Genomic DNA, 17,203 nt, shown 5'->3' with positions numbered 1-17,203 from the left:
TCGCTGCGCGTGGGCATGCCTACCGTGACGCTCCGCGTCACAAATGGCACAGATTGCGGATTCAGTGAGCCGAGCGCATGACGTGGATAACGCTGGAGCTTGGCCACGCATCTGCGCGACATTCAAGAGCGGACGCGGAGCGTCCTGAGCGGCATTCCCACGCGGAGCGTAGGAACGATCAGCGTGATCTCAGGCACGCCGATCATGCCCATGCTTGTGCTCAGCGTTATACCTGAGTCTTGCTGCGACCACGGACTGTGGGAGGCGGCTTGCCGGCGATGCTTTTTCTGAAGCGACCTATCAGTGACCGAACTGACGCCATCGCCGGCAAGCCGCTTCCCACGGGGATATGCATTCAGTCAGTCACTTTCGTTTTGGCCCCCGTTTTGCGCGTCTTGCGTACTTGTGTATAACGATGAGCGCAGAGTGGGAACGATCACGATCAGTGTAGAAGCTGACGTGTGTATAACGACAAGAGCCGCTGCGTGGTTGAATTCGTCTCGTAAAAGCGAAACGCCCGGATATCTCCGGGCGGCTCACACTGCGGGTTTCAGGCAGAAAGGTAATCGTCGACGGATTTGACCGTCGCATAGCCGAATTCGAACGCCGCCATCATCGCAGCATGCACCTGGACCGCAGGTACATTCACGCCGTTGTAGCTCAGGTCCAGCGTCGCACAGGCGTCGTGCAGCACGGTCACGGCATAACCCATGTCTGCTGCAGCACGCACCACGGCGTCGATGCACATATGGCTCATCGCGCCGATCACCACGACTTCCTGAACACCGAACGCCTCCAGTTGATGCTTGAGATCGGTTTCCCGAAAAGCGTTGATGTGTTTCTTTACGGTCACCGTTTCTTCGCCTTGCGGCGCAACGGCGTGCTGAATTTCTGCACCGTTCGAGCCTTTGACGAAGATCCCGGCACCTTCACCCTCGGACTCATGGCGAATGTGAAACACCGGAGCGCCGGCGCTTCTGGCATGCGCAATCACCCTGACGGCATTGCCAACTGCCGTTTCAATGCCGGTCAACGGAAGCTTGCCGGTGGGCAGGTACTCGTTCTGAAGATCTACAACAATAAGGCCAGGTTTCATGTGCTGTCTCCAATCGGATGATGAACGTGATGAGTGTGCCGCCAAATCCGAACCTGCGTTCCAACGGCGACACGGGTTGAATCAGAACTCGAGTGATGCACCGTCTTGCGGTATGTCCACGCGGTTTTCGATACCGTGCTGCTTGACGTAGGAACGTAACGCCTCACGGGTCAGAGACATGTGATTGACGGCATCCATATGGACTGCGACGATTTTCGCGTTGCTGGCCACCTGAGAGGCACGCAGCACGTCTTCTTCGCCCATGATGATCGCGCCCTCATACCCGGTCATCTTTGCTTTGCCAGCATTGAGAACGATGACTTCCGGGTGGAACTTCTCGATTGCCTGATCGACCTCTTTACGCCAGATAGTGTCACCGGCGAGGTAAAGCGTCTTGTAGCCAGGCGCTTGAAAAACCACACCCATGGCTTCCGCCAGAGGCTTTGCAAGGGCTGGCACGGCATACATTTCATCCGTGCCGTGCTGACCACCGGTCTTGGTGATCTTCACGCCGCCGAACTCAGCCTCGTCGTTCAGTACGCGCACGTTTTTGAAGCCTTGACTACGAATCAATTTCGCATCGTCTTCGTGCTGGGCAAACAGCGGGATGTCCTTAGGCAGTGCCTTTTGCGCTGCGTCATCCCAGTGGTCCAGATGCGTATGGGTCACGATGACCGCATCGACGCCGGCCAAGACCTCATCAGTGGATTCGGGCAGTTCGACCAGAGGATTGCGAAGGTTGCTGCGGTAGGTATTTTCAAACCCTGGGTACGCTCCCTTTTCAGCCAGCATCGGATCGATCAGAAAGGTCGTGCCCGCGTAGGTGATTTTCACGGTTGCGTTACGGATCTGCTGCATTTCGACTTTATGGGACGCCTTGGCAGCCGGGGCAGGGCTGGTATCAGCGAAAGCCGCCGTGGCGACTGCGCCGCCAGCGATGCAAAGGGCCATTGGCAGTGCTTTGACATTCATGAGTTTTAGCCTGTTGATGTGTTCAAGGGCTCCATTCTTGCCGAATGCCTGCAAGCTCAACAGTGGCCTGAATGACATAATAGGTTAGAATCGGGCCAAATCAGTTTGATCGAAAGTTCACCGATGACTACCATACGCGTTGCGGTTCTGGCTTTTGAAGGCGTAAGCCTGTTTCACCTGTCCGTCCCGGGGATCGTGCTGGGTGCTGTCGAAGCCGCCCCCGATGAGCCCCGGTACGAGATCAACTACTGCGCGCAGGTGCCGGGCATGGTCCGCAGTGACCATGGCCTGGGCATCGCTGTGGAGCAAGGGCTTGAGTTGATGGCCAGTTCCGACGTCATCATCATTCCGGCCTGGGGAGATGACCTCGGGCCTGCCTCTGCATCGCTCATCAAGGCGCTTCAAGATGCCAATGCCCAGGGCAAGCTGATCGTAGGGTTGTGCCTGGGCTCGTTCGTGCTTGGTGATGCCGGTTTGCTCGACGGCAAGGAAGCGACGACGCATTGGATTGCCCGCGACGTTTTTGCACAGCGTTTTCCCGCAGCGCGTTTTCGGCCCGATGTGCTGTACGTCAGCGCAGACAACATCATGACCTCCGCCGGAACCATGGCTGCCATCGACTGCTGCCTGCACCTGATACGTGAACGTCACGGTGCCGATGCGGCGAATCGCACCGCCAGGCTGCTGGTGACACCTCCACACAGGCAGGGCGGGCAGGCGCAGTACGTGGAAAACCCTGTCCCTCAACTGGCGACCGAAACCCACCTGTCCGAAGTGCTCGCGTGGGCGCGGCTCAATCTGGGCAATGACTTGTCGCTGGACGTTCTGGCTGAAAAGGCGCGGATGAGCCGACGGACTTTCACACGCCGCTTCAAGGATGCGACCGGAAGTACGGTCTCCCACTGGCTGAATGCAGAGCGTGTTTCCAGGGCACAGCAGTTATTGGAAACGACTGATCTGCCGATCGAATGCATCGCGGGGGAGGCAGGATTCGGAACGCCGCTGTCCTTGCGGCAACAGTTCAGCGCTCATTTGGGCACGTCGCCTTCGGATTATCGGCGGATGTTTTTTCGGGACAGGGTTGAGGGAAAACGGGCAAAGAGAGTGAGCGTTCCAGTACAACGTCCCGCTGATTTACCCGACGAGCCCTAGCCGTTTTCGGCACAAATCACCCAGCCACCACCCACAGGAATGAAACTTGCGTCCCTTAACCAGTGAAACGCATTAAGGGCAGGGCCGATGAATAACAATAATGTGGCGATGCAGACCGCGCCTCACCTGCAGCATTTCCAGACCTGCGACATCGACGAGCATGGTCGCAACCTCGGTGGGTGGCAGGTTCGTTACGATCAAGTGACGCCCGGTGGCTTTGAAGGCGAGCTGACGGAGTTTCGCTCGGACTGGCTGCAACTGGTCCGCGACCGCTCCAATCAGGCGCTGGCCAAGAGTGGCATGGCCTGGAAGGGCGCGATTGTTTTTGCATTGCCCCTGAGCGCCAACGGTCCGGCGTTCTGCGCCGGGCATACGCTTCAGGAACCCAGTCTGATCGTCGCGCATGGCGAGAATCTTCCCGAGTTGAGCACGCCGCTGCAACTGGATGCACTGGGTGTGGCGATCGAGGAGGGTGCCTTGGCACATGCGTTGGAGCGTCAGGGCAGTCGTTTTGAAATTACCGATCTTCCCAAGTGTTACCGTTTGACCGATCCAACGGTCCGGACGCGGTTCGCTGCGCTGTTCGATAACCTGTTGAACGGTGAGCAGGCGTGTCTGGAAAAGCTTGAGCACGATTCGATCCGTCGTGGCCTGAGGGATGCTGTCATGTTGCAGGTGCTGGAGTTGGTTGCACCGGATGAGGCGCCGCTTCTCAATACCACGGCGCGAAAGCGAATGGTTGATCGAGCGCGTGATCATGTTCTGGCGCATCTGGACGAGCCATTGTCGATTCTGGATGTGTGCAACCACATTGGCACCAGCCGCCGCAAACTTCAGTACTGCTTTCAGGAAACGCTGGGCATCAATCCTGTTGCCTATCTGCGCACGTTGCGTCTTAACGCAGTCAGACGCGAGTTGCGTGAAAGCAGCCGGATCGAACGGGTACAGACCGTCGCAGCGCGCTGGGGATTCTGGCACCTGAGCCGTTTTTCCAGTGACTACCGGACGCTCTTTGGGGAAACACCGTCGCAGACATTACAGCGCACGCATCTTTGCTGAAAACGGATAACGGCAAAAAGCCTGGCTGAATAGCATGGCTCCACCACCTTCGTGGTCAGGGGCATGAAATGATTCATAACAATAATTCCACGATCAGACGCTTCACCTTCCTGACACTCAGCCTGATGAGCCTGAGCGCCACGGTTCAGGCCACGGAAAACGGCGCGCCTACCACGTCCTTCGGCGTCTACGACTTTGGCGCAGGCATACTGCCCCCAGCGACGCCGGTGGGCACGTTGGGCATGCGCGTAGCGTTCTATTCGGCCAACGTGCAGAAAGATCGCCACGGCCGTTCGCTGGATAACAACTTTTCCCTGGACGTTCTGTCCATCGGCGTGGCGTACTTTCGCATGACCGACTACCGAATGCTGGGTGCGCGCTTCGGCTATAGCGTGGCGGTGCCGTTCTTTCAGATGGATGCCTCGTTTCGCGTGCAGACGCCTGGCGGTCCACTTGATCTCAAGGCGGATCCGTTCCGAATGGCCGATATCTCAGTGTCGCCGCTTATTCTGCAGTGGGATCTATCCTCCAACCTGTTCATGAACGCGCGCTTGCAGATTCAGGCACCGACCGGCGACTACGACAGAAATCGCCTTATCTCGCCGGGGTTGAACCACTGGACCTTTTCTCCCGCCGTCAACGCGACCTACATAACCGACGGCGGTTTCGAAGTGTCCAGCAGCTTTCAGACTGACTTCAACACCCGCAATCCTGCGACCGACTACAGGAGCGGTGTCGAATACCGCCACGAGTTCGCGGTGGGTCAGCATGCGGGTCCGTTCACACTCGGGCTGGGCGGGTTCTATTACCGCCAGTTCTCCGATGACGATGCACCCGGTCTGGAAACGGGTAATCGCTCCCGGGTTGTCGCCGCAGGGCCTGCGATCAGTTACTTCACGCCCGGCATGCCTGCGGCGTGGTTTCACCTTTACAAGGAGTTCGGCGCGCGCAACCGCTCCGAGGGCTACACCGTGGCGTTACGGGTCGGCCACAGTTTTTGATGCGGTTGCGTCAGCGGCCACGTTCCATTTCAGCTCGATTTCAAACCAGCAGGGGCTTCGCATGAAAGACATTCAGAGGTTGTTGAGTGACGAGGACGGTACAGGGCTGGCCGAGTGGGTCAGGCGTGGCGAGGTCCAACCAATCGATCTGTTGGAGGGCGTTATCCAGCGTATCGAGCAGGTCGATCCGCAGCTCAATGCCGTCGCCGAGCGACTGTATGATTCCGCGCGCAATGCTGCGCTGGGCGCTGCAAAAGGCCAGGGCGTTTTTGCGGGCGTGCCGACGCTTATCAAGGATCTGTTTTCGCCGGTCAACGGCGCTGTCATGAGCAATGGCTCATTGTCCATGGGCGAGTTTCGCGCCACGTTTGATGCCGAAGGGGTCAGTCGCCTGAGGCGTGCCGGATGCGTGTTTGTGGGAACCACGACAGCCCCGGAATTCGGTACGTCCTATTCCACCGAATCCACCCGCTTCGGTGCAACCCGTAACCCGTGGAACCTTGAGCACAGTGCCGGCGGTTCCAGTGGCGGAGCTGCGGCACTGGTGGCGGCGCGGGTGGTGCCTTTTGCTCACGGCAACGACGGAGGTGGTTCATTAAGGGTGCCCGCATCGTGCTGCGGTGTGTTCGGCTTCAAGCCGAGTCGCGGGCTGATGCCTTCCGGTCCGATGGTGGGCGAGGGCTGGGCCGGGATGAGCACTGCACACGCGCTCACCTTGTCGGTGCGTGATAGTGCCGTCTTGCTGGACGCTACGGCAGGCATGGACCTTGGCGCGCCCTACGCGGCGCCTGTTCAGGCCACATCCTATGTCAGCGCATTGCAGCGTGATCCCAAACCCTTGCGCATTGCCTTGATCGAACAATCAGGCACCTGGTCCACCTCGGCCGAGAGCCTGACTGCGGTGCAGGAAGCAGCGCAGTTGTGTGAGTCCCTCGGGCATCGAATCGAGCCGGTCAGCCTGCCCGTGGTGTTGCCGGAATTTCTGGATCACGTGTTTACCATCATCGGTGCCAATACCCGCAATCACGTCGACCTGCTGGGGCGCATGCGCGGTTTCGATGTGCAGGACGCCGAACTGGAAGCACGCACCCGGATCATTCTGCGCGACAAGGGCAATGTCAGCGGCGCTCGGTACGCTGCTGCTGTTGAGTGGGTTCATGCACTGGGTCGTCAACTGGCAACGTTCATGCAGGACTACGATGTGATTCTGTCGCCGGTCCTGACGCGTGAGCCGGCACGCATCGGTGAGCTGGTCGTCCCGGATGTCAGCCTTAGCCTGGACGACATGATCGAGCGCTCTCACCGCTACTCGCCCTTTGCCGCGCTGTTCAATGCCAGCGGTCAGCCGGCGATGTCAGTGCCGCTGTTCTGGAGCGCTGCGGGCCTGCCGATGGGCGCACACTTTGCCGGACGGTTCGGCGAGGAAAGCACGTTGCTGGCACTCGCCGCGCAACTGGAACGCGCCCAGCCTTGGCGAGGCCGCGTACCGCTGGTCAATGCCTGTCGTTTCTGATGGGCGGTTTCACGATTTATCAGACACCCGGCTGATGTGAGCCGGGTCGTATCGGTGCTTCAACGTCGGCACCGCACTGGAATTCATCCGACGCGTTGCTTCGCCAGTTCACCGGATCGCGCAGGTAGTGGGACAGCATCCAGTGGATGGCCGCCGCCTGTTCGTCCTCGGATTTTTCCGGGATCTGATAACCCAGCAGCCTCAGGCCCTGCGCAATGGACATGCAACTGAAGTTGGCTCTGCCGAGGATGTAACGAAGGTCGTCGTCGAGTGGCAAGGGTGTGGGGCTGATGATCAGTTCACGAAGTTCCTGCACGGCTGCCGACTGATCGGGGCAGGGCAGTCTGTCTATCTTCGCCAGTCTTTGCAGAAGGGTGGAGGGCACGATTTCACATCTTTCGTTCATGATAACTCCGGGTAGCACTGCTCGATCATCCTCCTTGATCTGCACCATTGTTTTTGTCTGCCAGCGGGCTTGGTCCTTGCTCATGGGTGCCGCATTGATGAATGTTTTTCGGATCGATCCAGTTGGTTATTTGTGTGTCTAGTGGCCCTCTGGAATCGCAGTCCCCTCTGTATAGGGCTGTCAAAAAAAGTACAAGTTCGTTTAATTGAAGGACGAAAGGTATGAGCGGCAATGGGATGGAATGCGCGCTTCTGACGAGCGTCATGGACTGTCGGCCGAGGAAGATGATCGGTGTATCCAGTGGTCGGTCTGATGCCATGAACGCACAACTTCCAGATCAGCGTTCGGTCATCCTGGAAGGGCCTGCTTCAAGGCTCGACCGTACATCAGGCAAGGAGGAAATAAAGATGGTCGACGAAGAAAAAGTCCGTCAGAAAGCCTATGAACTGTGGCAACAGGCGGGCAGTCCGGAGGGCGAACGTGAACGCCTCGAGTTCTGGGACAAGGCACAAAAGACACTGGAGGCCGACCAGCCGCCAGCGGACGCCACACTGCTTGATTCATCCGAGCAGATCGAGTCCAGCGGTGAGCGGCCTGCAGACTAACGTTTGCCGGATTTCTTCAGCGCGGGTGACGGCTGTGCCCGCAAAGACAGGACAGGCGCAGGCTTCTTGAAAAGCGTATCTGTGAGAATGGTCACGCTTTGTTTTACGCCATTCTGGACGTAATGGAATTCGAAACGGGCAGGGATGTTCATGAGGCTGTTTCTCTTGTTATGCCGATGAAGGGCAGTCACGGATTGCCCTTCACCGGTCATGTTCAATCGACCTGTGCCAGCAGGTTTTCTTTCAGGATCGTGCGGATGGCACTCAGATGCTCTCTTCCTCGCGCAATGCCTGTTCGAAGTCGCCGGCAATCATCGGATGCCCGGCCTTGCGAGTGAGTTCAATCAACATGGCCCAGGCGTCGTTGTCTTCCAGTTCCAGGGTCAGGATTGCACTCAGGCACTGCGAGGTCGTGGTGCGTGGGTCGGTCAGCACCTGCATCACGCCTTGCGACTTGACGGCGGCCACGTCTGCGCATGGCGTCATGGCAGTAGGGTCGCCACCCAGGGTTTCGATGGCCTTGCGCAGCACCGCCATATGCTGATGCTCTTCACGCTGGATCTGTCGCAAGGTATCGACCAGCACGCTGTCCGCACCCTTTGCCGACAAGGCCTTGGCAATCATGGCTTCATACATGCGAACCCCGGTGCGCTCGAACGCCAGCCGCTCGCCCAGTTTATCGATGAGCACTTCCGGGTTCTTGCCGCGCAATTTATCCAGGGCGCTTTTGACCATGCCCTTCAGCGAGCCTGGAATCGGGACGGACCCCACGGTGTCCGCGTCGAGAATGGCTTGCTGGCGCTCTTCGGTCAGTTGTTCGATGCTGCCGGGCACATCGGCCGGGAAGCGTTGTGTGGCTTCGATCTGTCGTTGTGTGTCATCGGGCGACAGCTGGACAGGCGTACGGTTTAGGCCAAGTTTCAATTCAGGACTGGTCATGACGGTTTCCCCCGCGTGCTTATAGTGGGTGGCTCAGTTCGGTGCCGGGCTGCCAGTTGTAGCCGGCGGACGCCACACTCGCTGGAACACCTTGTGCGTTCAGGCGGGCGCGGTAATCCAGCGATGCCTGATTTTCATCCTGCTTGTTGACGTAATTGATCCCATGCGCCCGCAGGTCGACTTCTGCGGCCAGTGTGGTGCGCACGAAATCCCGCTGACTTTTGAACGCAATCATCTCGGGTAGCTGTCCGCCGAGGATTTCGGCCGGATCGCGGCGCTCAAGGTTCTTGAACAGCTCGCAGGCGAGATTCAGATGCCCCAGTTCATAATCGACGAAGCGTTCCCACATCGCCTTGATGCGCGGATTGTCTTCCTGCTCGGCACAACTGGCGTAGGCGTAGACTTCCATCGCTTCATGGATCAGCCATTTCTCGATGAAGGTCTCGCCCGGGTCCTGAAGCGAGCCGTACTGGGTGACATGCTGTTCTTCCACCGAGGCGATTTCAGCGTACAACGCACGTGCCACCGGGTCGGCAAAGGTCGGGCCGATGTTCATGTAATAGTCATGGGTCTGGTATTCGGCTGCAGTGATCAGCGCGGCATGGATCTTGGTGATGAGCTCGGCCTGATCCTTCTGGTAGTTCTCACGCAAGTCATCCTGCGGCGCACGATGATGCTCGCTGGTCGGACGCCCCGGCACGAGGTCGGTGTAGCCCTGAAGAATGTTGTTCGCATCCTTGCCTTCAAGGCGATCAAGCATTGCCGAATAACGGTACAGGTGATCGAAATCCTCGAGCAGTCCGAAGCGGTAGGTCTGCGCCTGATAAGGGTCCGGCTCGGTCTGCGCCACGGCGGCGGTGATTTCGATGGCCGTCTGCTCGTAGGCCACCGTGGTTTCCAGCGGCGAGTGGTCCGCCGACAGCAGCCAGTTGACCATGGTCATCTGGTGCTGCTCTGCACGGCGTACCTGCGCCAGAGGATCGCGTAACGCCTTGTGAAAACGGGACCCGAAATGCTTGAGACGCAAGGCGTCGGACTCCACGCCGTTCATGAGGATCACCCGTACCCGGGTGAAGGCATCATCATCCAGTTTGGAGATGGGCTTGCCTGCCATTTCCTTCCAGGTGAAGTGCTGTTTATCGAGCGGTATACCCTTGTTGTCGAGCAGGTTCGAAAGTGTTGTCATGCGCTTTCTCCGGTCGTCAGGTCTGGAATAAACCTGTGCATTCCTTTGAGTGACCGGCCATGGCTCACCAGGATTTCCAGCGTCTGACCAGTGGCCGTCGAACAAGCAGCGTGGCTGACGAATGGAGAAAACGGCTCTTCGAATAAGCAGCGCTCGGCATTAGACGAGGCTGGTTCTGGAGTCGTCGTTCTTGCTCAGAATGCTTTTTACGCTGTCGGAAAATTCGATCAGGCTGAACGGTTTGAACAGCATTTTCCCCAGCGACTGTCCTTCGGTGATGCCTTCTGCCTTGGTGTAGCCGGTGATGAACAGCACCTTGAGGGCAGGGCGCGACGCCGTCAGTTCCTGCGCCAGCATGATGCCGTTCATGGGGCCTGGCAGGCCGATGTCGGTGATCAGCAGGTCCAGCCTGTCGAGCGTCCTGGCCTGTTCGAGAGCCGATATGCAGTCGGCTGCCTCGAACACGTCGTAACCCTGGTCGGACAGCAGGTCGGCGGCGATTTCACGAACACCGGTTTCATCGTCCACAATCAGAATGACTTCGCCGTTTCCGGATTTTTCCGGCATGGCTGCATACTTGGTGTCGGCCGTCTGTTCGACGGTTCTCTGATCGACGGGGAAGTACATGGTCACGGTTGTGCCGACTCCCGATTCGCTCTGGATACGCACCTGTCCACCGGACTGGCGGGTGAATCCGTAGATCATCGATAACCCGAGACCGGTGCCCTGACCCAGTTTTTTTGTCGTGAAGAAAGGATCGAACGCTCGTCGCAAGACTTCTTCGTCCATCCCGCAACCGTCATCGACGACCGAAATCAGTACGTAAGGCAGTGGCTGCAGATCGTCTGCCACAGCCATTGCCTCATCGGGCTCCAGGCGCTGGGTGCAAAGGGTCAGCGTGCCGCCTTTGGGCATGGCGTCCCGCGCATTGATCGACAGATTGAGCAGCGCATTCTCCAGCTGATTGAGGTCGCAATTGATATTGCCCACGCTGCTCAACTGGCATGTCACCTGAATCGTCGGACCCATGGTGCGACGGATCATGTCTTCCATGCTGGCAACCACGGCACTGGGGTCAAGCACTTGCGGCTCCAGCGGTTGCAGCCGTGAGAATGCCAGCAGTCGAGCTGTCAGGGCCGCCGCTCGTTTCACCGCCGTCATCGCCAGCGCCTGATACTTGTCCACCTCGGAATAACGCTCGCTGTCCAGGCGCAGTCGCATCAGTTCCAGGCTGGCGGAGATGCTGCCCAGAAGATTGTTGAAGTCATGGGCAATGCCCCCGGTCAACTGGCCCACGGCTTCCATCTTCTGACTTTGCCGCAGCTTGGCTTCGGCGGCTTCGCGCTCACGTTGTTCCTCCTGCAACTGTCGGGTTCGTTCGGCAATCCGCTCTTCAAGGTGATCATTCCACTGGCGCAGCACAGACTCCAGTTGAACGCGCTCGTTGATGTCTTCGACGGTGCCATACCACTGCCTGCATAAGCCTTCGTCATCGAGATCGGGAAAGGCCCTGACTCGGTACCAGTGATACTCGCCCATCGCCTTTCGCAGGCGCACCTGAATATCGAATGGTTGCAGCGTCGCGACCGATTGCCGCCACTGCTGGATGATCATGGACATGTCATCCGGGTGCGTGGATTGTCTCCAGCCCTGGCCCAGCGTCTTTTCGCGCAGCACACCGGAGAAATCCGACCAGCGATGATCCAGAGAGGTGATGGTGCCTTGAGCGTCTGCCGTCCATGGAATCTGCGGATTCAATTGCACGGCAATACGGTATTGCCGTTCGCTTTCGCGCAGCCGCGCCTCGGTTGCCTTGAGCGCGTCGGTAATCCGGAAACGTTCGAAACAGCCTGCGATCAGGTTGGCGTAACTGCGCAGGAAATCCACGTCGCGGTCGCTGAAGGCACGCGAGACGCGGCTGTCGACCTGAAAGATGCCGATGGGTGACTGGTCATGAGGCGCGTAAACGATAACGTTCACGAAGGCCTTTACCTGATTATCGGTTTGAAAAGGATGCAGCTTGAAGCGAGTGTCCTGGATCGCATCGGTCGAGATAACGGGCTGGTTGATGTCTAGCGAATACCACTCGGGACAGCCCTTTTTCAAAGGCAGCCTGAGCTGACCAACGATCCCCGGTGTCCATCCGACGCCATTGCGGACCCACATCTGTCGTCTGTCCTGCATGATCTGTACGAACTTTGCCAGATGGGTTCCCAGTGCTTCGCCAGCCCTGGAACAGGCCGAGTTGATCACAATATCCAGATCCGGGCTGATCAGCGCCAGTTCTCCAAACTCTGCCAGCACCTTGCGCTGGCGCAGCAGTGCCTGCTCCCGTTCAAACCTGTTCATGTAATTCATCCCGCAGGTGCATGGCTCTTTTGCTCCTGATGCTGGCATATCCATATCCCGTAAAGTCTTGAAACTACAAGGTCGAACAGTGGGGCGTGTTTGCGCTATGGCAGTAAAACATCTGTTCCAGTCTGGAGTGGAATAGCGAAAAACAGCCACTCGATAAAAAAAGTGTCTGTTTTTTGAGCATTTTCGGCACCTGTATAGGATGTTTTCAGAGAGGAATAAAGTGCATTGATTCAGCAATAAAGTCGATATCTTATTGAGTGTGTAATATATTCAAATGAGTGCTTTTGTAAAATTATACAAGAATAAAACATCGTTATTTGGAGGCGAAATCAGGCAGTAGCTGCCGCATCAGAAACGGCAGCTGCGAGGGGCTGATTAAAGTCAGGCGGTGCTTGATGATGTACCGGATTTCGTCTTTCCAATCTTCCTTTTCGCCGGGTTTGCCTTGTTTTTCGGGGCGGGAGGCGCAACGCTGCTGGTGATGGAACCTGTCAGGCCGTCGCTGTTCTGGCCATCCAGTTCCCGTCTGGCCTCCAGCCAGTGTTCAAAATCCATGCCGTCGGGCTTTCCCTGTTCTTCCCACAGACGGTAAGCGATCTGTTTGAGGGTTTCTTCGTTCATTACGTTCTCCTTCTATATAAAAACAAGGGGTGCATAACGCCCTGAGATAAAGATTAGTTGATCTAAATCGTCGGGGGGTGTTTCAGGAATAAAACAGATGAGCGGAACTGCGAAAATGTTCTCGCTGGGGTGCAGGTATGAGCTTGCCTGATCCATGAAGTGTCATGGATCAAGCAATAACACGTTCTTCTCAAGCAAGTTCCGAACAGTGGCAATGTCAGTGTGCAAGCATGTTGTGATGAATACTGAACATGATCCACAACGTCAGCCCCACCAGCAGGACAATGATCACAAGGGAAAATATCAGCGCGCGCATGTTCCAGCGTTGCTCGGCTGCGGTATCGAGGTGCAGAAAGAATTTCAGGTGCACGACGATCTGAATCAGTCCGGTCAACACCACCAACCACAACGTCGTCATTCGCGGCAGTGCCGGGTACATGGCCAGGAGAAAGGGAATCAGGGTCAGGACAACCGACAGGATAAAACCGACCATGTAGGAACGGCTGCTGCCGTGGCTGGTTCCGGCGCTGCTGCGCACAGGGCTTTGAGTGTACATATCAGAGAACCCCCAGAATGTAGACGACAGTGAACACGCAGATCCAGACCACATCGAGAAAGTGCCAGAACAGGCTCAGGCAACTGAGCCGGGTTGCGTGCACGGTCGTCAGTCCACGGCTGTGCACCTGCCACATCAGCACCGCCATCCACACCAGCCCCGTCAATACGTGAGCGCCATGCGTGCCGACCAGCGTGAAGAATGCAGTGAGAAATCCGCTGCGATCCGGGCCGTAGCCCTGCTGGATCAGGTGATGGAATTCATTGATCTCTATGGCAATGAAGGCGGCGCCCAGCAGGAACGTCACCCCCAACCAACGCAACACGCCAGTGCGGTCATCGCGGTTCATCGCCAGCATGGCGTAGCCGTAAGTGATACTGCTGAACAGCAGCAGCATGGTTTCGGTGAGCACGTAGGGCAGTTCGAAAATGTCCACCGTGGACGGCCCGCCTGCAACGCTGTCGCGCAGTACCGCATAGCCTGCGAACAGCGTCGCGAACAGGATGCAGTCGGTCATCAGGTAGATCCAGAACCCGAAGACCGACATCGAGCCCGAGTCTTCGTGACCTTGCTCATGGTTATGGGCAATGTCCTTGTCGATCACAATGTTGGACATGCTCATGCCTCCGCCAATTCTTTGAGTCGCGCCTGTTCGATTTCAGCCACTTCCTGCGCCGGTATGAAGTAGTCGATGTCGTCGTTGTTACTGCGAATGACCATCGTCACCACAGACGCGACCAGGCCGAAGGCAGCCAGCCACCAGATGTGCCAGACCAGCGCGAAGCTTGCGATCAGTGCAAACAGGCTGATGATCAGACCGGCAGCGGTGTTGCGTGGCATATGGATGGCGCGATAATCGGTATGACTGAGGGTGCTGACACCACGTTCTTTCATGCCCCAGTAGGCATCCAGATCATCCACTTTTGGCTGCTCGGCAAAGTTGTAGACCGGAGGCGGGGAGGCGGTCGCCCACTCCAGTGTCCGGGCATCCCAGGGATCGCCGGTGGTGTCGCGGGTCTTGTGGCGATTGCGGATGCTGACGAACAGTTGCAGGGCCTGTCCGGCCACGCCCACCAGAATGATTGCCACACCGATCAGCTCCAGCATCAGCCACGGACGCCATTCGGGGTTGTCGAAGTGATTCAGACGTCGCGTCATGCCCATGAAACCCAGCACGTAGGAGGGCATGAACGCGAAGTAGAAACCGACAATCCAGCACCAGAACGAGAGTCTTCCCAGCCGGTCGTTGAGCTTGAACCCGAACGCCTTGGGGAACCAGTACGTGAGCCCGGCCATATAGCCGAATACCGCGCCCCCGATGATCACGTTATGGAAGTGGGCGACCAGGAACAGGCTGTTGTGCAGCAGGAAGTCGGCACCGGGCACGGCCAGTAATACGCCCGTCATGCCGCCGATGCTGAAGGTCACGATGAAGCCGATGGTCCACAGCATCGGCGTCTCGAAACGCACCCGGCCGTGGTACATGGTGAACAGCCAGGTGAAGATTTTCACGCCCGTCGGTACGGCAATGATCATGGTCATGATGCCGAAGAACGCGTTGACGTTGGCACCGGCGCCCATCGTGAAAAAGTGGTGCAGCCAGACGATGAACGACAGCACGGTGATCACGATGGTGGCCCACACCAGCGACTTGTAGCCGAACAGGCGTTTGCTGCTGAAGGTTGCCGCGATCTCCGAGAAGATGCCGAACGCGGGCAGGATCAGGATGTACACCTCCGGATGCCCCCACGCCCAGATCAGGTTCACGTACATCATCGGGTTGCCGCCGGCTTCGCTGGTGAAGAAGTGCATGCCCAGGTAGCGATCCAGGGTGAGCATGAACAGCGTGGCGGTCAGGATCGGGAACGCCGCGAGGATCAGTACCGAGGTGCACAGCGCCGTCCAGGTGAACACCGGCATCTTGAACAGCGTCATGCCGGTGGTGCGCATCTTCAGAATCGTGACGAAGAAATTGAGCCCCGTCAGCAACGTGCCTATCCCTGATATCTGTAACGACCAGATGTAGTAATCCACGCCGACGCCCGGGCTGTATCCCAGTTCCGAGAGCGGGGGATAGGCCACCCATCCGGTCCGGGCGAATTCGCCGACGCCCAGTGAAAGGTTCACCAGCGCAGCACCGACCACAAACAGCCAGAAGCTCAGCGCGTTCAGGAAAGGGTAGGCGACGTCGCGGGCGCCGATCTGTAGCGGCACCACGATATTCAGCAGGCCGACCATGAACGGCATCGCCATGAAGAAAATCATGATCACGCCGTGTGCGGTAAAAATCTGGTCGTAATGCTCGGGCGGCAGATACCCCGGACCTCCCTCAGCGGCCATCGCCTGTTGCGTGCGCATCATGATGGCATCGGAAAACCCGCGCAGCAGCATGACCAGCGCAACAATGATGTACATGCAGCCGATCTTTTTGTGGTCCACCGAAGTGAACCACTCGCGCCACAGGTAACCCCAGGCCCCTTTCCAGGTAATCGAACCGACCATCCCCACTGCGATGAGACCCACTATCGCAAGGGTATACATGATGATGGGTTCATGAAGCGGGATGGCGTCCCAGGACAGTTTTCCGAACATGTCAGCGCTCCTTCTGCGTCGAATTACGGTCATCGGCATCTTCGGAGGCCACTGGCTCCGGTATCGTCCTTCTTGATTTATTCATCCCTTCGTACTTGTCGACGATGGTCTTGAAGAGCTGCTGATCGACAGCTGAGTAGTAGGTGATGTCATAGCCGTGAGTCGGCGTCGCCAGCGTCTTGTAAGTCGCTGGATCGAGTGTTCGGGAGGTGTTCCTGACCTTTGTGACCCAGGCCTCGAAGTCGGCGGGCGTCGTGGCGAGGGTGCTGAAATGCATGTCGGAGAAACCGGGACCGCTGTAGTTGGCGGAGATGCCACGGTACTGGCCGACCTCGTTGGCAATCAGGTGCAATCGGGTCTGCATTCCGGGCATGGCGTAGATCTGCCCGCCCAGGGCCGGGATGAAAAACGAATTCATGGCAGCGTCAGAGGTGACGGTGAAACTGACTGGGGTATGCACCGGCATGGCCAGCTCGTTTACCGTGGCAATGCCCAGATCCGGGTAGATGAACAGCCACTTCCAATCCATGGCGACCACTTGGACGTTGATCGGCGGGTTGTCGGATTCGATCGGGCGGTAAGGGTCGAGCTCGTGCGTCGTGACCCAGGTCACCCAGCCCAGAATGATAATGATCACCAGGGGAACGCCCCACACCACGGCTTCGATCTTGTGAGAGCTTGCCCAGCGCGGGGAGTACCTGGCTTTCTTGTTGGTCGACCGGTACTGCCAGGCGAACAGAAAAGTCATCAGGATGACCGGAATCACGACGATCAGCATCAAGGCGGTGGCCAGGATGATCAGGTTGCGCTGTTCGAGTGCGATCTGACCCTTGGGATTGAAAATCACCCAGTTGCACCCTGACATCAAGGCGAAACAGAGCGCCACCAGACAAGTTTTGATCGTTCGCATTGATTTTCTACCTCGCGTTACAGATAAACCAAACTGCAATTAAGTTGCCATCATTCAACGTGCTGGCTGGCTATAAAACCGATACGAGCCCAGACGAAAGCCTTATTGAATCTGCCGACAGTCAATAAAGGTCGCGCCGTTCAAGATGCTCGTAAGTGTTATCCGGTTGAATGTCATGCTGCGGTGAGTGCTGGCCTTTTGATTGCCTTTTTTTACTTGTCTGATTAGCGAGGTTTT

At 57.6% G+C, this 17,203-nt stretch carries 15 protein-coding genes and 1 pseudogene; 5 read left to right on the top strand and 11 right to left on the bottom strand.

All coding sequences use genetic code 11. From position 1 onward, the window contains the following. Positions 1–550: 550 nt before the first annotated feature. Complete coding sequence (locus tag AC0IXS_RS03310; RefSeq protein ID WP_471823758.1) at positions 551–1,096, bottom strand: cysteine hydrolase family protein; 546 nt, start codon at positions 1,094–1,096, stop codon at positions 551–553. Between the two features lie 81 nt (positions 1,097–1,177). Continuing rightward, positions 1,178–2,068, bottom strand: coding sequence for an MBL fold metallo-hydrolase (locus tag AC0IXS_RS03305; RefSeq protein ID WP_057408711.1), 891 nt, complete (start codon positions 2,066–2,068; stop codon positions 1,178–1,180). Between the two features lie 123 nt (positions 2,069–2,191). Here AC0IXS_RS03305 and AC0IXS_RS03300 point away from each other — a divergent pair, with 123 nt between their 5' ends. From AC0IXS_RS03300 to AC0IXS_RS03285, 4 genes are all read left to right on the top strand, one after another. After that, positions 2,192–3,220: a GlxA family transcriptional regulator gene (locus AC0IXS_RS03300; protein ID WP_057408712.1), complete on the top strand. Its 1,029-nt coding sequence runs from the start codon at positions 2,192–2,194 to the stop codon at positions 3,218–3,220. Positions 3,221–3,307: 87 nt separating this feature from the next. Further along, positions 3,308–4,279: a helix-turn-helix domain-containing protein gene (locus AC0IXS_RS03295; RefSeq protein WP_057408713.1), complete on the top strand. Its 972-nt coding sequence runs from the start codon at positions 3,308–3,310 to the stop codon at positions 4,277–4,279. Positions 4,280–4,347: 68 nt separating this feature from the next. Next, positions 4,348–5,280, top strand: a complete 933-nt coding sequence (locus tag AC0IXS_RS03290; RefSeq protein ID WP_191957745.1) for a SphA family protein — start codon at positions 4,348–4,350, stop codon at positions 5,278–5,280. A 61-nt stretch (positions 5,281–5,341) separates the two neighbouring features. Continuing rightward, positions 5,342–6,793 (top strand): amidase, encoded by a 1,452-nt coding sequence (locus AC0IXS_RS03285; protein ID WP_471823755.1) that lies wholly within the window; start codon positions 5,342–5,344, stop codon positions 6,791–6,793. Between the two features lie 19 nt (positions 6,794–6,812). Here the strand turns inward: AC0IXS_RS03285 and AC0IXS_RS03280 are convergent, their stop codons facing one another. Then, the gene (locus AC0IXS_RS03280; RefSeq protein WP_137203047.1) at positions 6,813–7,199 is read right to left on the bottom strand and encodes a hypothetical protein; all 387 of its coding nucleotides are present in this window, start codon (positions 7,197–7,199) and stop codon (positions 6,813–6,815) included. A 317-nt stretch (positions 7,200–7,516) separates the two neighbouring features. Between AC0IXS_RS03280 and AC0IXS_RS03275 the strand changes: the two genes are divergently transcribed. Then, positions 7,517–7,804 carry a DUF2934 domain-containing protein gene (locus tag AC0IXS_RS03275; protein WP_198426250.1) on the top strand — a complete coding sequence of 96 codons (288 nt, stop codon included), beginning with the start codon at positions 7,517–7,519 and terminating at the stop codon, positions 7,802–7,804. Positions 7,805–8,018: 214 nt separating this feature from the next. Here the strand turns inward: AC0IXS_RS03275 and AC0IXS_RS03270 are convergent. The 8 genes and pseudogenes from AC0IXS_RS03270 to cyoA form a co-directional block, all read right to left on the bottom strand. Beyond that, positions 8,019–8,743: pseudogene (locus AC0IXS_RS03270) on the bottom strand (DUF892 family protein). Positions 8,744–8,762: 19 nt separating this feature from the next. After that, positions 8,763–9,929 (bottom strand): hypothetical protein, encoded by a 1,167-nt coding sequence (locus AC0IXS_RS03265; protein WP_122690213.1) that lies wholly within the window; start codon positions 9,927–9,929, stop codon positions 8,763–8,765. A 159-nt stretch (positions 9,930–10,088) separates the two neighbouring features. Then, a complete protein-coding gene (locus AC0IXS_RS03260; protein ID WP_471823752.1) occupies positions 10,089–12,278 on the bottom strand; it encodes an ATP-binding protein in 2,190 nt (729 codons plus the stop codon). Positions 12,279–12,668: 390 nt separating this feature from the next. Next, a complete protein-coding gene (locus AC0IXS_RS03255; RefSeq protein WP_057408718.1) occupies positions 12,669–12,908 on the bottom strand; it encodes a DUF2934 domain-containing protein in 240 nt (79 codons plus the stop codon). 217 nt (positions 12,909–13,125) lie between these two features. Continuing rightward, positions 13,126–13,464 (bottom strand): cytochrome o ubiquinol oxidase subunit IV, encoded by a 339-nt coding sequence (gene cyoD / locus AC0IXS_RS03250; protein WP_004887942.1) that lies wholly within the window; start codon positions 13,462–13,464, stop codon positions 13,126–13,128. Between the two features lies 1 nt (position 13,465). Next, entirely contained in the window at positions 13,466–14,080 is a 615-nt protein-coding gene (gene cyoC / locus AC0IXS_RS03245; RefSeq protein ID WP_449125700.1) for a cytochrome o ubiquinol oxidase subunit III, read from the bottom strand. Positions 14,081–14,082: 2 nt separating this feature from the next. Beyond that, on the bottom strand, positions 14,083–16,056 hold the full coding sequence (cyoB, locus tag AC0IXS_RS03240) for a cytochrome o ubiquinol oxidase subunit I (protein WP_471823750.1): 1,974 nt from the start codon (positions 16,054–16,056) through the stop codon (positions 14,083–14,085). 1 nt (position 16,057) lies between these two features. Beyond that, positions 16,058–16,966 (bottom strand): ubiquinol oxidase subunit II, encoded by a 909-nt coding sequence (gene cyoA, locus AC0IXS_RS03235; RefSeq protein ID WP_057408720.1) that lies wholly within the window; start codon positions 16,964–16,966, stop codon positions 16,058–16,060. Positions 16,967–17,203 lie beyond the last annotated feature (237 nt).

The organism is Pseudomonas sp. AC016, from assembly GCF_979253365.1.
This window is presented reverse-complemented; position numbering and strand designations above follow the sequence as displayed.

Excerpts from the sequence above, each read along its gene's own strand:
- AC0IXS_RS03310 (WP_471823758.1), bottom strand. The coding sequence starts at position 1,096 with ATGAAACCTGGCCTTATTGTTGTAGATCTTCAGAACGAGTACCTGCCC.
- AC0IXS_RS03305 (WP_057408711.1), bottom strand. The coding sequence starts at position 2,068 with ATGAATGTCAAAGCACTGCCAATGGCCCTTTGCATCGCTGGCGGCGCA.
- AC0IXS_RS03300 (WP_057408712.1), top strand. The coding sequence starts at position 2,192 with ATGACTACCATACGCGTTGCGGTTCTGGCTTTTGAAGGCGTAAGCCTG.
- AC0IXS_RS03295 (WP_057408713.1), top strand. The coding sequence starts at position 3,308 with ATGAATAACAATAATGTGGCGATGCAGACCGCGCCTCACCTGCAGCAT.
- AC0IXS_RS03290 (WP_191957745.1), top strand. The coding sequence starts at position 4,348 with ATGATTCATAACAATAATTCCACGATCAGACGCTTCACCTTCCTGACA.
- AC0IXS_RS03285 (WP_471823755.1), top strand. The coding sequence starts at position 5,342 with ATGAAAGACATTCAGAGGTTGTTGAGTGACGAGGACGGTACAGGGCTG.
- AC0IXS_RS03280 (WP_137203047.1), bottom strand. The coding sequence starts at position 7,199 with ATGAACGAAAGATGTGAAATCGTGCCCTCCACCCTTCTGCAAAGACTG.
- AC0IXS_RS03275 (WP_198426250.1), top strand. The coding sequence starts at position 7,517 with ATGAACGCACAACTTCCAGATCAGCGTTCGGTCATCCTGGAAGGGCCT.
- AC0IXS_RS03265 (WP_122690213.1), bottom strand. The coding sequence starts at position 9,929 with ATGACAACACTTTCGAACCTGCTCGACAACAAGGGTATACCGCTCGAT.
- AC0IXS_RS03260 (WP_471823752.1), bottom strand. The coding sequence starts at position 12,278 with ATGAACAGGTTTGAACGGGAGCAGGCACTGCTGCGCCAGCGCAAGGTG.
- AC0IXS_RS03255 (WP_057408718.1), bottom strand. The coding sequence starts at position 12,908 with ATGAACGAAGAAACCCTCAAACAGATCGCTTACCGTCTGTGGGAAGAA.
- cyoD (WP_004887942.1), bottom strand. The coding sequence starts at position 13,464 with ATGTACACTCAAAGCCCTGTGCGCAGCAGCGCCGGAACCAGCCACGGC.
- cyoC (WP_449125700.1), bottom strand. The coding sequence starts at position 14,080 with ATGTCCAACATTGTGATCGACAAGGACATTGCCCATAACCATGAGCAA.
- cyoB (WP_471823750.1), bottom strand. The coding sequence starts at position 16,056 with ATGTTCGGAAAACTGTCCTGGGACGCCATCCCGCTTCATGAACCCATC.
- cyoA (WP_057408720.1), bottom strand. The coding sequence starts at position 16,966 with ATGCGAACGATCAAAACTTGTCTGGTGGCGCTCTGTTTCGCCTTGATG.